The sequence below is a fragment of the Aquipseudomonas alcaligenes NBRC 14159 genome (assembly GCF_000467105.1).
Taxonomy (GTDB): Bacteria; Pseudomonadota; Gammaproteobacteria; order Pseudomonadales; family Pseudomonadaceae; genus Aquipseudomonas; species Aquipseudomonas alcaligenes.
The window spans coordinates 16,685-34,284 of record NZ_BATI01000046.1 but is presented as its reverse complement, the minus strand read 5'-3'; the positions used below and the strand labels follow the sequence as shown (position 1 = coordinate 34,284).

General features: G+C 61.8%; 23 protein-coding genes. 12 read left to right on the top strand and 11 right to left on the bottom strand.

Translation table 11 applies throughout. The features are described 5' to 3' along the window. Window positions 1–97 precede the first annotated feature (97 nt). The 10 genes from PA6_RS20155 to PA6_RS20115 form a co-directional block, all read right to left on the bottom strand. Entirely contained in the window at window positions 98–289 is a 192-nt protein-coding gene (locus tag PA6_RS20155; RefSeq protein ID WP_021702826.1) for a hypothetical protein, read from the bottom strand. 154 nt (window positions 290–443) lie between these two features. After that, on the bottom strand, window positions 444–1,616 hold the full coding sequence (locus PA6_RS20150; RefSeq protein WP_021702825.1) for a zonular occludens toxin domain-containing protein: 1,173 nt from the start codon (window positions 1,614–1,616) through the stop codon (window positions 444–446). Window positions 1,617–1,633: 17 nt separating this feature from the next. Further along, a complete protein-coding gene (locus PA6_RS20145) occupies window positions 1,634–1,984 on the bottom strand; it encodes a DUF2523 family protein (RefSeq protein WP_021702824.1) in 351 nt (116 codons plus the stop codon). Between the two features lie 8 nt (window positions 1,985–1,992). Beyond that, a complete protein-coding gene (locus PA6_RS23540) occupies window positions 1,993–3,495 on the bottom strand; it encodes a hypothetical protein (protein WP_021702823.1) in 1,503 nt (500 codons plus the stop codon). A 70-nt stretch (window positions 3,496–3,565) separates the two neighbouring features. Continuing rightward, window positions 3,566–3,787 carry a hypothetical protein gene (locus PA6_RS20140; RefSeq protein WP_021702822.1) on the bottom strand — a complete coding sequence of 74 codons (222 nt, stop codon included), beginning with the start codon at window positions 3,785–3,787 and terminating at the stop codon, window positions 3,566–3,568. Window positions 3,788–3,789: 2 nt separating this feature from the next. After that, window positions 3,790–4,062 carry a hypothetical protein gene (locus tag PA6_RS20135; protein WP_021702821.1) on the bottom strand — a complete coding sequence of 91 codons (273 nt, stop codon included), beginning with the start codon at window positions 4,060–4,062 and terminating at the stop codon, window positions 3,790–3,792. After that, window positions 4,062–4,268, bottom strand: a complete 207-nt coding sequence (locus tag PA6_RS20130; protein ID WP_021702820.1) for a hypothetical protein — start codon at window positions 4,266–4,268, stop codon at window positions 4,062–4,064. The genes PA6_RS20135 and PA6_RS20130 overlap by 1 nt, the downstream gene beginning before the upstream one ends. Window positions 4,269–4,283: 15 nt before the next feature. Next, entirely contained in the window at window positions 4,284–4,592 is a 309-nt protein-coding gene (locus PA6_RS20125; protein ID WP_021702819.1) for a hypothetical protein, read from the bottom strand. Between the two features lie 29 nt (window positions 4,593–4,621). Continuing rightward, window positions 4,622–4,855, bottom strand: a complete 234-nt coding sequence (locus PA6_RS20120) for a hypothetical protein (protein WP_021702818.1) — start codon at window positions 4,853–4,855, stop codon at window positions 4,622–4,624. After that, on the bottom strand, window positions 4,852–5,982 hold the full coding sequence (locus tag PA6_RS20115; RefSeq protein ID WP_021702817.1) for a phage/plasmid replication domain-containing protein: 1,131 nt from the start codon (window positions 5,980–5,982) through the stop codon (window positions 4,852–4,854). The genes PA6_RS20120 and PA6_RS20115 overlap by 4 nt, the downstream gene beginning before the upstream one ends. Window positions 5,983–6,100: 118 nt before the next feature. Between PA6_RS20115 and PA6_RS20110 the strand changes: the two genes are divergently transcribed. The 3 genes from PA6_RS20110 (at window position 6,101) to PA6_RS20100 (ending at window position 7,359) form a co-directional block, all read left to right on the top strand. Next, entirely contained in the window at window positions 6,101–6,280 is a 180-nt protein-coding gene (locus PA6_RS20110; RefSeq protein WP_021702816.1) for a hypothetical protein, read from the top strand. Window positions 6,281–6,742: 462 nt separating this feature from the next. Further along, the gene (locus PA6_RS20105; RefSeq protein ID WP_021702815.1) at window positions 6,743–6,994 is read left to right on the top strand and encodes a hypothetical protein; all 252 of its coding nucleotides are present in this window, start codon (window positions 6,743–6,745) and stop codon (window positions 6,992–6,994) included. After that, a complete protein-coding gene (locus PA6_RS20100; RefSeq protein ID WP_021702814.1) occupies window positions 6,991–7,359 on the top strand; it encodes an eIF2A family protein in 369 nt (122 codons plus the stop codon). The genes PA6_RS20105 and PA6_RS20100 overlap by 4 nt, the downstream gene beginning before the upstream one ends. Here PA6_RS20100 and PA6_RS23010 read toward each other — a convergent pair. Further along, window positions 7,333–7,560: a hypothetical protein gene (locus PA6_RS23010; RefSeq protein WP_021702813.1), complete on the bottom strand. Its 228-nt coding sequence runs from the start codon at window positions 7,558–7,560 to the stop codon at window positions 7,333–7,335. The genes PA6_RS20100 and PA6_RS23010 overlap by 27 nt on opposite strands. Before the next feature lie 396 nt (window positions 7,561–7,956). On the opposite strand from PA6_RS23010, the gene PA6_RS20095 reads away from it, so the two are divergent. From PA6_RS20095 to PA6_RS22560, 9 genes are read left to right on the top strand one after another with little or no spacing between them, the layout of a single operon-like run. After that, window positions 7,957–9,549, top strand: coding sequence for a phage tail sheath family protein (locus tag PA6_RS20095; RefSeq protein WP_021702812.1), 1,593 nt, complete (start codon window positions 7,957–7,959; stop codon window positions 9,547–9,549). Window positions 9,550–9,560: 11 nt separating this feature from the next. Next, window positions 9,561–10,085 carry a phage tail protein gene (locus PA6_RS20090; protein ID WP_021702811.1) on the top strand — a complete coding sequence of 175 codons (525 nt, stop codon included), beginning with the start codon at window positions 9,561–9,563 and terminating at the stop codon, window positions 10,083–10,085. 4 nt (window positions 10,086–10,089) lie between these two features. Beyond that, entirely contained in the window at window positions 10,090–10,776 is a 687-nt protein-coding gene (locus PA6_RS20085; protein WP_021702810.1) for a hypothetical protein, read from the top strand. Continuing rightward, window positions 10,773–11,564, top strand: a complete 792-nt coding sequence (locus PA6_RS23535; protein WP_021702809.1) for a superantigen-like protein SSL4 — start codon at window positions 10,773–10,775, stop codon at window positions 11,562–11,564. Before PA6_RS20085 ends, PA6_RS23535 begins: the two co-directional genes overlap by 4 nt. Further along, window positions 11,561–12,871, top strand: coding sequence for a DUF4255 domain-containing protein (locus tag PA6_RS20080; protein ID WP_021702808.1), 1,311 nt, complete (start codon window positions 11,561–11,563; stop codon window positions 12,869–12,871). Before PA6_RS23535 ends, PA6_RS20080 begins: the two co-directional genes overlap by 4 nt. Continuing rightward, complete coding sequence (locus PA6_RS20075) at window positions 12,868–14,772, top strand: ATP-binding protein (protein WP_021702807.1); 1,905 nt, start codon at window positions 12,868–12,870, stop codon at window positions 14,770–14,772. The genes PA6_RS20080 and PA6_RS20075 overlap by 4 nt, the downstream gene beginning before the upstream one ends. After that, window positions 14,769–15,017, top strand: coding sequence for a hypothetical protein (locus PA6_RS20070; RefSeq protein ID WP_021702806.1), 249 nt, complete (start codon window positions 14,769–14,771; stop codon window positions 15,015–15,017). Before PA6_RS20075 ends, PA6_RS20070 begins: the two co-directional genes overlap by 4 nt. After that, the gene (locus PA6_RS22565) at window positions 15,014–16,624 is read left to right on the top strand and encodes an eCIS core domain-containing protein (RefSeq protein ID WP_021702805.1); all 1,611 of its coding nucleotides are present in this window, start codon (window positions 15,014–15,016) and stop codon (window positions 16,622–16,624) included. The genes PA6_RS20070 and PA6_RS22565 overlap by 4 nt, the downstream gene beginning before the upstream one ends. A 60-nt stretch (window positions 16,625–16,684) precedes the next feature. Then, the gene (locus tag PA6_RS22560; protein WP_021702804.1) at window positions 16,685–17,584 is read left to right on the top strand and encodes an eCIS core domain-containing protein; all 900 of its coding nucleotides are present in this window, start codon (window positions 16,685–16,687) and stop codon (window positions 17,582–17,584) included. Window positions 17,585–17,600: the final 16 nt, after the last annotated feature.

Here is a 17,600-nt window from a genome sequence, read left to right as displayed (position 1 = left end):
AAATTCGAATCTTTAGTTCAGATCACTCGTGCGGTAAGCAACGAGGCCAGAGATATAATCATTATTTAACATAATATACATTATGCGAAGCCTAGGATCAGAGCCTAGCCAGCAGAGCCAGCACTTTCGGCACCAGATACCAGGCACAGCCCGTGGTGAGCACACCGTAAAAAAAACCCAGAACCAGCCCGTCGCGCCGGTGATTCTTCAAGGCCAGCAGGTAGCGCGCATGAAGCACCACCTCGAGCGGCTGATCGGATGCATGTGAATCGTCGTTGGCAGCCTGCATGTCGTTCCCTCGTTGCGAAGGATCACAGGCTACCTGACAGCAAGGCCGGCAACAAAAAAAGCGCCCGGTGTGGGCGCTGGTCTTGTTGGGAGGTATCTGGCGGACGGTGGACGATACCGGTCCGTTCGGCCGACGTGGCAAGCCACGGCGGGCCTCACGGGCCCGGCTTGATAGCGGTGATCGTCTGCTGGGGAACCTTGCCCCAGTTGTCCAGGGGCCAGGCGCGGGCGACGTACTCGACGCCGTCCTTGCTGATCAATATGCCGTAATCGTGGCGCTCTATAGCCCAGCCCAGGCTGGCAACGTCCTTGCGCGTCATGCGCTCCTTGAGGCGGTAGCTCTCATCTACAAAATCAAGGCGGAACTCGAAAGCGGCCTGCCCTGGCTCGGGGTTGAGGCGATCCATAACGCCAGAAAGCCGCAGCTGATACTTGAGCGCGAACTTGTCGAGGTAGTCGATAGGCTTGCGCTCGGGCGGCTCTTTGGCGGCTTCAGGAGGGGCTTCCGTGGGTTTTTCGGTGCTGGTGGTTGCATCAGCTACCTTGGGGGCGCTGGCGGGCTCCTGGGGCTGCTCCTGAGCGGTTACGGGTTCTGCCTCAGCGTCTTCCGGCGTGAAGAAGCCAACCACGGTATAGAGCGACCAGGCCAAAACGCCGGCGAAACCCAAGGCGTACATCTTGTGCTTGGTCTGGAACACCGAAAACCGGCCGTCCTTGTAGTTGTCGAGGTTGGTCGTGGTGGCGCGGACCGAGCTGTAGAACCCGAAGAAGGCCTTGTTGTAGGGTTTCTTTCCGTCGCTCATTTTCCGGTACTTGTTGCGGCCAACGTTGGTGAAGCTGGCCCAGTGGAATTGATCGTCCTTGCCCTGCATGTCGAGCTTCGTGAAGCGGGTGTAACGCTGAAGCCGCTTGCGCCAGGTGGCATGGAGCTCGGCCAGGTCCTGACCCATGACCAAGACATCGATGCCCAAGTGCCGATGCTCGGTGATGAACTTAGACCACTCAGCCGGCAGAGGCTGGCGATCAGGCGGCCAAAATTGGTTGATCTCATCCCATATCCACAGGCAGTCAGGCACCTGGCGCTTTAGAAACTCGGCCTTAATCCAGCGTACTTTCTCATCCTCGTCCAACTCGTCCGGAGGGATAAGGCAGACGAGCAGGCGCTCAACTGTAGGAAGCGGGACGGCCAGGTATTCGCTAATGGCCTTGTGATTGATGCCGTGGATGTTGGTGATGATGGTTCGACCTGCGTTGAGCGAATCGAGTATGTGCTGCATCGCGTCGAGACTTTTGCCAGAACCTGGCATGCCTTCATTGCCGAAGATCATGGACTACTCCCCTACCCTTACCACTGGCCAAGCGTGATGGCTTTGCGGGTCAGCCTGAACAGCACACCCGCGCCGATGATGGAAAACGCCGCTGGAATGCCGAAGAAGCCCACCAGGTACTGAACGTCGCCATTGAGGCCGCTAATGGCGGTTTGCAGCAGACCACCACCGGCCAGGAAGCTCGGCACGGGGATCAGCGCGAGTAGATAAATAACGCCATCGAGAAAGCCGCCCAAGATGACGGTAGGCAAATCCGTTATTAGCTCGAAAAGGTCCTTGAGCATGCCAAGGAACCATTCGAAAACTCGGCCAAACCATTTAAAGAGCGATGCAAACCAGCTAACTATCGTCTGAATAATCGCCTGCATATATCACCTCACAAGAGAGCAACGCGGATCGCGGCGTACACAGCAACCAAATAAATGACCGCCCTTATCCAGGGGCCGTATTGGGTAAACCAGGGCTGGCACAGGTAATCAAAAACAAGATTAATGTTTGTGGAGAAACCGCCTATCTCAAGTTGATGGTTAAAGGTCCAAACTGGACAGGCGCCGGCAGCAGAAATATCAAACAAATTGCCTACAGCCTGAATAATTGGAATGGAGGCGACGCGATCAACATAGGAGTCTATGTGGTCTTCTTTTGTTTGCTCGGTGGGCTGATACTGATCCTGATATGCAGGACCGTCGCAACTAGAGCCAGAACATGGAACGGCGGCGACCTGCTCTTCTTCCTGCTCTTCCTGTGGTGGCTTTTCCTCCTCTGTAATATCAGGAGTTTCGGCCTCGGTCGAAGTTTCGGAGGTTCCGTCCGTGCCGGTTTTTGTAGTGGTTACAGTCTTACGATAATCGTAATAGTTGGAGCCATAGGTGATGTTATATGTGGTGTTTTGCGTTGCGGTTGTTTGCTGGGAGACGCCATTAGAATCGGTATAAGTGCTTGTAGTCGTTTTAGAGGGGCCTGAGACTTGAGAGGGGCCAGCAAGGGAGGAGCCTTGTTCTTTAAGCTCTGAAAAGCAGCCCGCGGGATTGGTAGACTGCGCGCATACGTCCTTAAGTAGACCTTGGAGCCAGGCGGAATTCTGAGCGTTAGCGAAGGCTTCCATCAGGGCATAATCGGAATCGGAGAGAGGCGTATTAGTTGTTTTAACGCAACCACGTAAAGATTCTGAATAAACGGAAGGTGGGGTGCATTCACCGTGCCTGAATATCTCCTGAGCCCAAGTGTCAGGCGTGGGTGTGTCAGAACGAGTTACCTTGTAATTAACAACGCCAGATGCACCAGAAGTGGTATACCCCTGAACAGAATAAATAGTAGAAGAAGTGCTACGGTCGGAGACGGTAAAAGCCGCAAGGTCGGACGGAGTGGCAAAACGTTTTGTATTGTAAGCGGCATCGGTAGCTTTGCAGTTAGTAGCAACAGGCTGAGCACACCACCAAAGAGTTGAAAGAGGCTCTAGATTCTCCTTCTTCTTAGCTAGCTGGCCGTTTTCGTCAATAAAAGCACCGACATGGTCAAGCATCATGTCAATGCCGACAGAAACGCCGATACCAACAAGGCCGCCTTTGCCAATCTTGGAAATCCAACCTTTAGCATGGTTAAAAGTTCGGGGAATTGAGTAATCGTACTTGGTTTTTACAGGGAGCTTTGTGCCCTTTGAAGAAGAATAATCAGAAGGGATATAGTCAACACCTGGCTGCTCAATTGAATATGTATTAGTACCTTTAGAGACAGCAGTGCCGCCAGTTCCTACCTCCTGGGCAGTTGGCATTTTAGGGTAACGACGAGTAGCGGCATCGGCCGAGCTTACGAAGACTGCAAGGCAAAGCAGACACAGCCACCAGTAATAACGCCTGCAAATGCCGCGAGCACCATCCATATCATTTTCTCCACTCCAAAAAGAAAGGCCCCCGAATTGGGGGCCTACTGTCCCCGCAGGGATGCCCGAATTAACGGAACATGCCGGCGACTTTGTTGACGGCCCATTTCGCGAAGCCGGGAGCGATCTTGACGGCACCCATCGCGACGATGGCAGCGACAGCGCCGGTGGCCACCGGAACGGCGATCATGGCGCTGTAGTCGATAGCCTCAGCAGCCATAGCCGGTACGGCGACGGCAGTGATGGCGATGCCGTAACCGGCGCGTTGCAGCAGTTTCACGGTGTTTTCCATGGTTAGAGTTCCTCTCTATCGTGGTCGAAGAAGCCCGCAACTCGTCCGACGAGGTGAGCGATGGCCCAAGGGCCAACGACCACGCCGAAGAAGCAGGCAAAGGCAGCGCCCAGCTGAGACGCGTCAGGCATTGCGAACAGCTGAGCGATGGTCACCGACCCCGCCCAATCGGCCGGGGTGATGAGTACGTACCCGGTGCATTCGCCGGTGAACTCGCCAGCGGCAACCAGGGCGCCGGTGGCTTGATCGAGGTGGACACACAGGGGAAGAGGCATCAGCGGAGCACCTCAGGGATGCGCCCGCGGCTAATGCCTCGGGTGATGAGTTCGGAGAGCGCCAAAGCAAGCTCGGGGGTCAAAACATCGGCCGAGCCGGATGCGGAGCAATCCGGGCAGAAGTGCTGTTCCTGGGCGGTCTGGACGTGCAGGACGCCCATTTCGCGGGAGCAACCGTTGCAGATGATTCGACCCTGGAAGATCACGGCGGCGCCCTCCCCTTAGGCAACAGCCGAAGGCTTAGCAGCAGCGACAGGACGAACGCCGCAGATGCGGTTGCGCTGCATGTTCCGGGGATCGGGCTCGAAGTCGAAGTTAACAGCGGTCAGAGGCTCGATGGTCTGGAATTGCTTCATGCAGGCCTCGCTGATGGGCATCTGCTGAGGCTCCAAGCCGCAGGAAAACTGGCGGTCAGGGCGCTGGTTCTGGGAAGCGTCCTGGGCGAAATGAACGACCAAAATGTCGTACTTGTTGTTGGTCTTTTTCGAGGTGCCGGCATCGCGGGTAACGCCGAGGTAGGTGTAGGGCATGATTTGCTCCAGATCAGTAGTGGCGCGGGTTAGAAGCCGAACGCATCGCCAACATACGGCGTGCCTTTAGCTTGGTAGTCGAGGCGATACCGGTAGGGATCGACCCGATTTTCGTCAGCTTGCAGGCGTGCCAAATTGGCTTCGATCTGGGCGACCTGCTGCTGTAGAACGGGGTTGATGAACGCCCTCGCCTGCTGCTGCTGAGCGAGACGGCGGCGGTCGGATTCGGTCAGGCGAGCGCCCTGGAAGCTGACGGTTCTCATGCGGCCACCGCGTGCAGATGGCCGACCGGGCGGCGGTACCAGACAGGAACAGGAAGCGCGTAGGTCTTCTCGATCTCGCGGGCCTGACGGACGATCACAGGGGCAAAGCGGCTGGTGTCGCAGGCATTGCGGATGTTGATACCGATGCGGTTAAGACGGGCTGCGTGCTCTTGGACGGCGGACTTGTTGAAGTCGAACTTCTGACCGTGCATCCACTGAATGGCATACATCGCAGTCGTGTTTGCTGCGCGGGTGGTATTCACAATTTTTTCGAGCAGAAGCTGCTCAGAAATGCTCACGATATCCATCGCAGTCACCTTCAAACGTTCGTCTATCGCCAGAAATTCGCCGTGAAGTTCAGTGAGCCGGCGTTCATCAAAGAGGCCCCAAAAACGGAGGTTTTCGCGCTGGAGGAATTCGGCTTTCAGCTCCTGTTCCATCCGAACAACGCCATGCTCGGCGCAGTAGTCCCGAACCTGCTGCGCGTAGCTGGCCTCGGGTGAGTCATCGCCAAACAGGCGCTTGGCCCGTGGCAAAAGATGCAGGTCGATTTCATAGGCCTTGTCGTAGGACTTGCGGTACTGGAGGCGGCAACCGCCCTTCTCGGTCCGCCAATCGACGGTGCGACCGTTTGGAAACAGGTTCCCGATGGAGTGGCCAATGCGCTGCGAGGAAACGGCACGCAAGTAAGCCAATACGTTGCCCTCACCCACCGCGACATTGGTGGTCAGGTCTATGCGCTCGATGCAGGCGCCATCAGAAAGCCAGTCACCAGCGCGGGCACCTGAGGCGCCATCGCGGAGCATACGAACGGTGCAGCGGGTGAAGCCCGGCAGGCCGTACTCAGCAAGGATGCGGTTATAGACGCTGATGCACTGCTCAACGTGCTCATAGCCGAAAAGGTTGTCGAGGCGGTCTATACGGCTCGGGTTGCCCTCTACCCTCACCTTGCGCCCCTGGACGTGAATCGTGATCGAGGTAGAAAAAGAACCCTCATGCTTGAAGCGGGGCTGGCGCTCGCTGATTTTCTCGCCGGTGATGGCATCAACGGTAATCGTGAACACGTCGCAGACGACCGGAAGGTCGTGGGGGTGTTCCTGTGAAACCGTGAGCCAGTCGATGAACATACTGAGTTTCTAAGAAATGAGAATTGCCGCAGAAGTTAGGTTCTTAGATTCTCAATGTCAAGGGGCTTAGAAAAAAAGCCTAGAATGCGAGCGCAAACAAACAAGAGGCGACAGCTCAATGCCCACAAAGCACATTGACGACGAGACATGGCGCAAGGTCGAAAAGGAGGCCGTGAAAGCGACCATTGCGACAAAGAAGTCGATCAAAGAGACAGAAATGCTTAAGTGGTTGATTCTTAAGGGATTAGAGGAAATCACCGAAGAAGACTTCGAAAGGATGGCGAAGCCCAAGAGGTAGGAGCAACCCCGGGAATCCGGGGTAAAGTGGGGGTGTAACAGCACCCCCACCGGTCGGCGCCGGCCGAAACGACGCCAAAAGCTCTACGCAGAGCCGACATTGCGTCGGCTAGCTTCGAACAGGGGGTGAACCCCTGCGGCCTTCCAGGCCTACCCCAGGGACGTGCGGGTCTGCCTTAGAAGCTCTGCGCTCTTCCGCCTTCGCTCCAGGTGCTCGAACAGGGCTACCGCCCTGCGCCTTCCGGCTACCCGTTCCCCTGGCGGGGAATGTTCCGCCATTCGCTACACATGCCCGCTTCGCGGGGAGTAATCAGGAAGGGGGGGCGGTCGAGGGCGGCTCGGGGATTGTCCGTTACGTTACAAATAAGCCGACGAACGGTCATATTTAGCGTTACGTTACGCTAGTCTATTTACCGTTACGTTACTATAATTAAGGCACGGACAACGAAACGGAGATTGAGCAATGCATATCAAAGACACCGGCGCGCACCTGATCACTTGGAAATATTCGAACACCCCTGATCGCGTAAACCATGCCATCGAACTCGACGGCGGATACACGCTGTACGTCGTAAGTGCTGGCGAATGGGGAGACTACGAGTGGATTCTGTCCAAGGAAGGCCGTGGAGTCCTGCACTCCGACGACGCATACGGTAGCCCGGAGCGCGCCCTATTTCGTGGTCTGCAAAAGTGCGACGAGGAGAACTACCTGTGATCGACACCAACGACAAAGCAACCCAGGCGCTCGACCTGGGCGAACAGCCGAAGCGCCGAGGTCGCCCGGCTACCGGCTCGGCCATGAGCAATGCCGATAGGCAGCGGGCCTACCGCGAGAGGCAAAAAGCGCAACGTAACGAAAAGGCAAATTCAGAAGATGTGGAGCGCCTGACTAAAAACTTCCGCCAGGTGCATGACCAAATGGAAAGACTCAGGGTGCAAGCGGTAGAGAAAGACCTAAAAATCGCACAGCTTGAGAAGCAGATCGAACAACTAAAGGCCGAGCTGGCAAAGAAAACGCGAAAGAAGAGACACCGCGACCAGCCAGCAATAGAGCTACAAATCGAGGATGACGAGGCATAGGGCCTTCAGTTCAGAAAGACGGGCGTCCAGGGCGGCGCCCTCCTCATCAAGCTGCGCTACCCGGCGGCGCAGTTGGCGAACCTCACCGACAAGCCGGGCATAGTCCTCAATCACATGCGCAACTGCGCCCTGGTCATCATGGCCGGGGGCGTAGAGGCGTGCGTTACGTAACAAATAATCGGGAAGGTCGAGAGAAGGCATCGCATAACGGACGTTACATTAAATCGCGCTTGGAGGCTGCGCCCGATTGTCCAAACGCGATTAAACGTAACGTCACGGCATTATGCGAACTATCATGCCTCTCGTCAGGCAGGCAGTTTGACACTATTGCGCCATGGCCTCCCTGACCTAGTGTGAAAACAGCATCATCGGCCATATGGCCAGTCGGGCTTTTGTAGTCCGCGTTGCCGCCTAGTTTTCATGGATGGAAGCCACGCATTCTCCTCTCCGCCGCATTTGGGCCTGGACGCTCGTCTTTCCTGATTGCGCGCATTCGTACTGTCCGCATCGATCTCAGTGCACCGAGTAGTTAACGCCCGGTTTGCGCGCCATCTTGCATTAGGCCGGGCCGCAGATTCCTTCTGAGGAGTTCAGCTCATGCCATCCAACCTGAGTTATCCGGGCGTCTACATCGAAGAAGTACCCAGCGGCGTGCGCACCATCACCGGCGTCGCCACCTCGATCACCGCGTTTGTGGGCCGAGCGTTGCGTGGGCCGGTCAACGATCCGGTACGCGTACAGAGCTTCGCCGAGTATTCGCGTCTGTTCGGCGGGCTCTGGCAGCCGAGCACCCTGAGTTATGCCGTGCTGCAGTTTTTCCAGCATGGCGGCAGCGATGCGCTGATCGTCCGCGTATTCGGCGCCGATGATGCAGACGCCAGTAAGGCTACCCTGGATCTGGCCACTGCCACCGGCTCGCTGTTGCTGGAGGCCGCTAGCCCTGGCACCTGGGGCAACAGGCTGCAGGCAACGGTGGATCACGATACCCGCGATACTACCGATCAGCTGCTGTTCAACCTGCTGATTGAAGAACTTGATCGACCCGGTGGCAGCGTTGCCGTGGCTTCGGAGTTGTTCCGCAATGTCTCGGTCGATCCCCTCAGCCCGCGTTTTGTCGATACCGTGCTCAACGAACAATCGGCCCTGGTCAATGTGCGTACTTCGGCTCCGATCGACGAGAGTCCCACAAATGACACGGTCACGGTTGCCAATCCCGACGGTACGGCAACGACCGAAGGCACGCTGGGTGACGATGGCGCCGACATTGCCGATGCCCAGATCATCGGCAACGAAAACCTGCGCACCGGCATCTACGCCCTGGACGAGGCCGACCTGTTCAATCTGCTGTGCATCCCTCCCCTCACCCGCGACACCGATCTTGCCGCCGGCACCCTTGAGGATGCGGCGATCTACTGTCAGCAGCGCCGTGCCCTGCTGATCATCGACTCACCGGTGGCCTGGACCGCGACTCCGAGTACGGCCATCAGTGCAGCGGAAACCGGTGTCAACGGTTTGCGCGGCGCGGTCGGCAACGCCTTCGCGATCAACGCCGCAGTGTATTTCCCACGCCTGCGCATGCCCGATCCCCTGTCGGAGAACCGCCTGGCCGACTTTGCACCCTGTGGCGCGGTGGCTGGGATCATGGCGCGCACCGATGTGCAGCGCGGCGTGTGGAAGGCACCGGCCGGCCTGGCCGCGTCCCTCTCCGGAGTACAGGGCCTCACCTACACCATGACCGACCGGCAGAACGGCGTGCTCAACCCGGTCGGCCTCAACTGCCTGCGTACCTTCCCGGTCGCAGGGCACCTGGTCTGGGGCGCCCGTACCCTGGCTGGTGCAGACCTGCTCTCCTCCGAGTGGAAATATGTGCCGGTACGGCGTCTGGCGCTGTTCCTGGAAGAAAGCCTGTTCCGCGGCACCCAGTGGGTGGTGTTCGAGCCCAACGACGAGCCGCTCTGGGCGCAGATTCGACTCAACATCGGCGCCTTCATGCAGGACCTGTTCCGCCAGGGCGCGTTCCAGGGCAGCAGCCCGCGCGATGCCTACTTCGTCAAATGTGACCGCGAAACCACTACGCAGAGCGATATCAACCGCGGGGTGGTGAACATCCTGGTCGGTTTCGCTCCGCTCAAACCCGCCGAGTTCGTGGTCATCAAGCTGCAGCAGATGGCCGGACAGATCGACGTCTAGGAGAACAGACCATGGCCCAGTTCAGCGTCAACGCACAGCGCTTCGATCCGTACAAGAACTTCAAATTCCGGGTGAAGTGGGATGGCCGCTATGTCGCCGGGATCAGCAAGGTCGGCTCGCTCAAGCGCAGCACCGAAATGGTCGAACACCGTGAAGGCGGCGACCCCTCGACGTCGCGCAAGTCGCCCGGGCGCACCAAGTTCGAAGCCATCACCCTGGAGCGCGGCGTCACCCATGACACCGAGTTCGAGAGGTGGGCCAACAAAGTGTGGAATTTCGGCGCCGGCCTCGGTGCTGAGGTCTCGCTCAAGGACTTCCGCAAGGACCTGATCATCGAGGTGTACAACGAAGCTGGCCAGCTCGCCCTCGCCTACAAGGTGTTCCGCTGCTGGGTGTCGGAGTACCAGGCGCTGCCGGACCTGGACGCCAATGCCAACGCCGTGGCGATCCAGACCATCAAGCTGGAGAACGAGGGTTGGGAGCGTGACTACGACGTGACCGAGCCTGCCGAGCCCAACTTCACCGAGCCGGCCTGAAGCCATGCTGCCGCTGACGCCTGCACAACTGCTGACGCTCTGGGAGCACGGCGCGGTGCGCCACCCCCTGGATCGCGCGCTGCTGCTGTTCGCCCAGGCAGCGCCGGAACTGGCGGTCGAGCAATTGGCCGAGCGTCCCCTGGGCGAGTGCAACGCGGCGCTGATGCGCCTGCACTGGCGCAGCTTCGGTACGCAGCTGCCGCTCTGGCTGGATTGTCCGGCCTGCGGCGAGCGCATGGAGTTCGTCCTGCTGCCGGAGCAGCTGCCGCCAATGGAGATGCCTGCCGAGTCGGTGGAAGTCGCCGGTCAGCGTTTTCGCTGTCCCGGAATCGGCGATCTGGCGCGTATTGCCGGCATGCACGACCTGACCGATGCCTCTGCCCGGCTGCTGCACGCATGCGGCGCCGGCGATGCAGCCGATGCAGCGCTACGCCCAGCCATCGAAGCCGCCATCGAGGCGGCCGACCCCTGGGCGGACATCTCCCTGAACTTCCAGTGCCCTGCCTGCAAGCATGCCGACGCTGCCAGCCTGGATGTGCCCGCCTACCTGTGGGAGGAAATTGAGGCCAGCAGTCGCCATTTGCTCGACGACATACATAGGCTGGCGCAGGCCTACGGTTGGAGCGAGAGCGAGATACTCGCGCTCAGCCCAGCCCGGCGCAGTGCCTATCTGGCTCGGGTGGCGTCATGAGCGGCCTGTTCTTGCGTCTGGCCGCCCAGGCCACTGGACAGCGCGGGACGATGCTGCACTCGCCGGCACGGCTGCCCTATCAATCCCTACCCGAACGCCCGCAGCCCACACCGGAGTTCGCCACTGCGCCGCCATCGCGCACGGACAGGCAGCCACTGCAGGTGCCGACCGACTCGGCACAACGCGTGACGCCTGCTGCCCCGCCAACTCGGCATGCTCCATCTGGGCGCTTGCAGGAGCAGGCCGAGAAAGTCACGCAGGAAGAGTGGATCGCTCCCCTGCCCCGCCCCGGCGTGACTATTCATGCCGAGCCCGCTGGATTGTCGGGCCGTGCGCCCGAGAAGCATGCCGAGATTCGCGGTCCCGCTGTGCCTGCAGCCTTGCTGCCACCACAATCACCAGACGATCTGTCAACGCCTGTCCCCCTCGCTCAAGTGCCCGTTGAGTTGCCCCTGCAACCCGCCGCCCAGCCGTCGCTGCCCCCTGCCACCGGCAGCGAGATTGGCGGCGTGCTGCGCGTGCCGGAGCGAACGCTGGACAATCTCGTGCTACCGCTACCCCTGCTCCCGGCAAACCCGCAAGGAGCTGCCTCCGCCCCAGCCGCATCAGCCTCTGCTAGCGCATCGGCGGTACCTGCACGCGAGCCGGACGAGGTGCATATCCATATCGGCCGCATCGAAGTGACAGCCATCCAGGAGTCCAGACCGGCCAGCAAGCCATCGCGCAAGGGCGCAGCGCCGCTCTCGCTGGATGACTACCTGGCCAGGCGCAAGGGGGATGGCTCATGAGTACCGCCCTGGCCATCGCCGGCGTCACCGCCGTGCTGCGCGACCGTCTCAACGATGGCATGGTCAATCACAACGTGGCTGGCGTGCTGGGCAGCACAGTGTCAGTCACGGCCCTGCCGCCTGACCGGGTACTCCCGGCGGAAGGGGCCGAGGCGACACAGCTCAACCTGTTTCTCTATCAGGTCTCGCCCAACATCGGCTGGCGCAATGAGGCCCTGCCCTCGCGCGATGCCTCGGGCCGCCACCGGCTCACCAATGCGCCGCTCGCGCTCGACCTGCATTACCTCATCTCGGCCTACGGCAACATGGACCTGCATGCCGAAATCCTGCTCGGCTACGCCATGCAACTGATGCATGAGTACCCCGTGCTCACCCGCGAGATGATCCGTACCGCGCTCAACCCATCGCCCGATATCGGTAGTGATCTGCCGCCGGCCCTGCAGGCGCTGGCCGACTGCGGACTGGCGGACCAGCTCGAGCAGGTGAAGATATCGCCTCAGTTCCTGAACAGTGAGGAGCTGACCAAGTTGTGGACCGCCACCCAGTCCCACTACCGCCCCAGTGCCGCCTATCAGGTCTCGGTGGTGCTGATCGAAGCGCAACACAGCACACGTCCGACGCTACCGGTGCTCAGCCGCGGCGAAGTCGACCCGATCAGCCGGCGAGAACGTGGCGTGGTGGTCTCGCCCTCGATGATTGCGCCGCTGCCCACGCTCGAAGCCATACTGCCCGCGGGTAACCAGTCGGTGGTGCAGCTGGGACAGAACACCCGTATCGAAGGTCATCACCTCGACGGTAGCGCCCGCACCCTGCAACTGCGTAACGACCGTTTCGACATCGACGAAACGATCGCTGCCAGCGGCAGCAGCGCGGCAGATCATATGAATCTGCTTATCCCGCCGGCCAGGGCGGCCGATTTTCCGGTGGGCATCTATGACATCACCGCCAGCGTGGTGATGCCGAGCGAGAGCCAACCGCGCACGAGCAACCGGCTGGCGACGGTGATCGCCCCCCGCATCACCAATCTGCCCATGAACGTGGTGCGCGACGGCAGTGACGACGCCCATATCGCCCTCAGTTTCACCCCCGCACTGCGACCTGGGCAGAAGGTTTCGTTGCTGTTGGGGAGCGAGGAAATTCGGCCCGAGGCCTTCGTCGCGCCCACCACCACACTCACTTTCATCGCCCGCAACGCGGCCGTCGGCGCCCCGCTGGCGCGGCTGCGCATCGACGGTGTCGACAGCCCTATCGTCGACCGTAGCACCACCCCGCCGACCTTCTTCGACCTGCGGGTGACGATCACATGAACGCACCGCTCGATCTCGACTGGTCCACCGCCAACCAGCAATTGCTGGTGGCCGAGTTTGCCCGCCTGCGTGCGCTGTTGGGCGACGGCGATCTGGCCGCGGCGCAGGCCGGGGTGGCCAATGCGGCCGCGTGCATGCCCGCGCTGGCGGCGCTTGATCACCTGACCGAGCGCTTTGCCCTGAGCCGCTTCGAGCGTGACATCGTGCTGCTCGCAGCCGGCGTCGAGATGGACATGCAACTCGCGCGTCGCTGCCGCGAGACGACAGGAAGCCCCTTCCCTACTTTCGGTCTCGCCTTGGCGGTGCTGCCCGAGGCCCATTGGAGCGCGCTCGCACCGCTCAGCCCGCTGCGCCGCTGGCGCCTGGTGGAGGTCGACGAAAAGGCCGGCCTGACCGGTGGCCGGGTGGCGCTCGATGAGCGCGTCCTGCACTACCTGGCCGGCCTCAATGACCTTGATCACCGCCTGCACAGCCTCATCGAACCTGTCGCCGAGGCCCGGCTGATGGCGCCCGCGCACATGGAAGCCGCGATGGGCCTGGCGACGATGGTGCAATCAACCTTCGGCGCAACACGGGTCGTACAGCTGGCGGGAGACGACCCGCTGGCCCAGGAGGATGTCGCTCGAATCGTTGCCGATGTTTTGCGTCTGCGTCTGTATCGCCTGCACGCCGCGAATATTCCTGAAGGGCTGCACGAATGCGTGGCACTGGCCACCCTCTGGCAGCGGGAAGCTGCACTGCTCGGCAGCACCTTGCTGATCGCCGACGCCGACAGCCATACCGACGCCGTGCGCAAGCTCGCCAGCAGCTTGCATGGCCTGGTCCTTATCGCGACGCGCGAGCCGATCGCGTTGGCGCTGCCGACTCATCTGCTGCGCATCGACAAGCCGGACATGCCGAGCCAGCGTGAGCTGTGGCGCGCCGCACTGGGCGGCGCCGCCGACGGCCTGGATGACGACATCGACCAGCTCGCCAGCGGCTATCGCCTGAGTGCACGGCGTATTGGCGATATCTCCATCGACGTGGGCCCGCTCGCTCCCGAAGAGCGCCGCAGCATGCTGCATCGCCAGTGCCGCGGTGATGAAGCGCCGCTGCTGGCACTGGCGCAACGCATCGAGCCGCGCGCCGGTTGGTCCGACCTGATCCTGCCCGAAACGCAGCGCCGCGCCCTCGAGCAGATCACGGTGCACACGCGCCAGCGCATCCGCGTGCATCACGACTGGGGCTTTGCCGACAGGAGCGACCGGGGGCTGGGCGTCGCCACCCTGTTTGCCGGCGAATCCGGCACCGGCAAGACCATGGCGGCCGAGGTACTGGCCAAGACGCTCGGGCTGGCGCTCTACCGTATCGATCTGTCGGCAGTGGTCAGCAAGTACATCGGCGAGACTGAAAAGAACCTGCGCAAGGTCTTCGATGCGGCCGAGGACATTGGCGCCATCCTGCTCTTCGACGAAGCGGATGCCCTGTTCGGCAAGCGCAGCGACGTGAAGGACAGCCACGACCGTTACGCCAATATCGAGGTGAGCTACCTGCTCCAACGCATGGAGGCCTATCGCGGGCTGGCGATCCTGACCACCAACCACAAGAGCGCGCTGGACTCGGCCTTCAGCCGTCGGCTGCGCTTCGTGGTGAACTTCCCGTTCCCCGATACCGCCCAGCGCGAAGCCATCTGGCGCGGCGTGTTCCCACCGCAGACGCCGGTCGAGGCACTCGATCACAGCAAGCTCGCCCGTCTCAATCTCGCGGGCGGCAACATCCGCAACATCGCCCTGGCAGCGGCATTTCTCGCCGCCGAGGCCGGTACGCCGGTCACCATGCCCCTGCTGCGCCATGCGGCCCGCCTCGAAGCGGCCAAGCGCGACAAGCCCTTCGCCGAAGCCGAAGTGCGGGGGTGGTCATGACCCGCATCCTGGTGCACATCGACAAGCTGGTTCTGCGCGGTTTCGCCGATGTAGACGCCGGCGCCCTGGCGGACGAGATATCCCGTGCCGTGGCCAACGAGCTGGGCAACCATGCGCTCGACGCGCCGCTCATCACCCAGGGTAACCAGGCGCGCATCCGCGCCGGCAAGGTCACCACTGCAGCCACTCCAGCTGGCACTGGGCAAGCGATCGCCCAACGCATCGTCGGCGGAGGCAAGGCATGAACAGCGCAGCGTTGCAGCCGACCCCGGCCAAGCCGGCCGCCCTGCCGGTTGCCGGCGTGCTGCGGCGCAAATGCGCCTGCGGCCGATCAGCCAAGGGGCCGGATACCGAGTGCGAAAGCTGCAAACAGCAGCATGCTCTGGGCCTGCAACGTCAGCTGAGCATCGGTACCAGCGACGATCCCCTGGAACACGAAGCCGAGCGCACGGCGAAGCGGATCCTCGACTCTGCTGCTTTCGACTTGCAGCCCCGTGCCGGTGCGCTGCCTCTCCAGCGAGCATCTGCGCTGGCCGCCCCGGCACAAGCACCGGCCAGCGTCGTCAGCACCCTGGCGAGCGCCGGTGAAGCGCTGGCGCCTGCCGCCCGGCACTTCTTCGAGCCCCGCTTCGGTCACGACTTCGGTCAGGTACGGGTGCATCACGATGCCAAGGCCGCTGCCTCGGCCAGAGATATCGGCGCCGAGGCTTACACCCTGGGCGGACATATCGTCTTCGCCAGCGGTCGTTACGCGCCCGCCAGCAACGCCGGGCGACATCTGCTCGCCCATGAGCTCGCGCACGTGGTCCAGCAGGGCCGGTCGACTCCCCTGACCGTGCGCCGTCATACCCTGGAGAACGATCCGGCCACGGCGCCGGCCATGAGTTGCCCGATCGCCACTGATTCGGCGGGTGAAAGCCTGCTGACGATGCACTTTCCGTCTGGAGGCAGCCAGCTGGACACGACCGACAAGGCCATCCTCGCCGGCTTTGCCACCGAGTGGAACCTGTCGCCGCTGCAACCCGTGGTGCGCCTGGACGGCTACGCCAGCATCGAAGGTGGGCCGGATACCAACTGGCCGCTGTCCTGTGCGCGCGTGGCGGCGGTTGCCAGCGAGCTCAACGCCCCATCGGTTGGCGGCAAACCCGGCATTCCAGCGGCCTCGCTGGAATTCTTCGCCAATGGCGAGACTGAGCGCTTCGGCAGCGCCCTGGCGGATAACCGGGTGGTCGCGCTGCATGCGCCAGGCGTCGCCCGCCCCACCTCGCGCGAACCCAGCGTGCACGACTGGACGGTGCGCAACTCCGGCTCGGTCAGCAGTGATAACTGCGCGGCGTTGGCGCGCGGCAGTCTGGGCGTCGACAGCGAACCGGGCAAGCTGACCAACGGCATCGAGCTGGCGCCCCACCTGCGTGACCACGACCCGGCCTACCGCTACGACATCAAGCGCACCAAGGAAGCCAAGTATCACCGCAAGCCCGCATGGCCGCTGGGCATGAGCGGGCCATGGGAAACGGTCAGCGCCTGGAACAAGCCGGCCGGCAGCGATGACGACAGCCATGACTCGGATGAATGCCTCACGCCGATCGCCAGCGGCAGCCTGCACAAGATGTATTCGTTGGACCGTCCGGGTTTCCGCACCATGACCACCAGCAGCTACAACGCCCTGCTGCAGAAGATCAACTTCGTCGAGTTCGTGCGCATCCGGCGCGCGGACGGCAGCACCTACGACTCCGCGCGGCAGCAACACTGGCACACGGTGCTGATGCTCGAACGCACCAGCGGCACCTGGTCGGTGACCAGGGCAAGCAGCGAAATCGATACCGGGCATTTGTCCAGTCTCGACCCATGAATCCGGCAGCACCGGGCGGCCAGGCCGCTGCGGCGCAGTGACGAACGAAAGAGGCGCACGATGTACCAGAACCTGAGCCCGAGCCGTTCAGACTCGTCATCCCGCAAGCGCGGCGGACAGGTCGCGCCCGCGCTGGTGAACGCCGTCATCGCCCGTCCCGGCCGCCCACTCGATGCGCATACCCAACGCTTCTTTTCCGCACGCTTCGGCCATGACTTCAGCCAGGTGCGCCTGCATGCCGACCAGCAGGCCGCCGCCTCGGCGCAGGCGGTGGATGCCCATGCCTACGCCGTGGGTAATCATGTGGTGTTCGGTGCCGGCCGTTATGCACCGGAAACCCCTGCCGGCCAGTATCTGCTGGCCCATGAACTGGCACACACCCTCCAGCAAGGCGCCTTGCGTGACCGCGCCGCCGCTCCGCTAGACATCAACGTCCCGGGCGATGCCTATGAACAGGCCGCCGACCGTTTTGCCGTCGCTGCCATGCAGGCGCGAGCCCGCAATGGCGCGACGAACGACAGCGTGTCGATGCCTGCGGCGCCGGCGCCTTTTGTTGCGCGGGTCAACTGCGCCAGCGTGCCGCAGAACATGTGCAAGGGGATCTATTCCTGCGGTCATGGTGGCAGCGGCAAGTGTTACTGGGGCGGCACCTATCCCGACAAGCGCTGCATGTGTTTTGGCGCTTCGCGTCCAGACACCTCCACCTCACGGGTGCTCGACGCCCTGCTGATTCTGGGGCTGTCGCTGGCCCTGCTGGCGACCGTCATCGTCGCCCTGCTCGACCCGGAGCCGGTGACGAAACTGGCCGCCGCAGGCTTGTCGATGGCGGAGGCCGTCGCTCTGCTGCTGCTCCTCGGCTACAGCCGCGAAGAGGTGCGCGAAATGGGACTCGACCCCGACTTGGTGGCCCAGGTCGACATGGGTGAACCACCGGCGGGAGGCGATAGCCGTGTGGCCTGAACGCATAACCGCACGC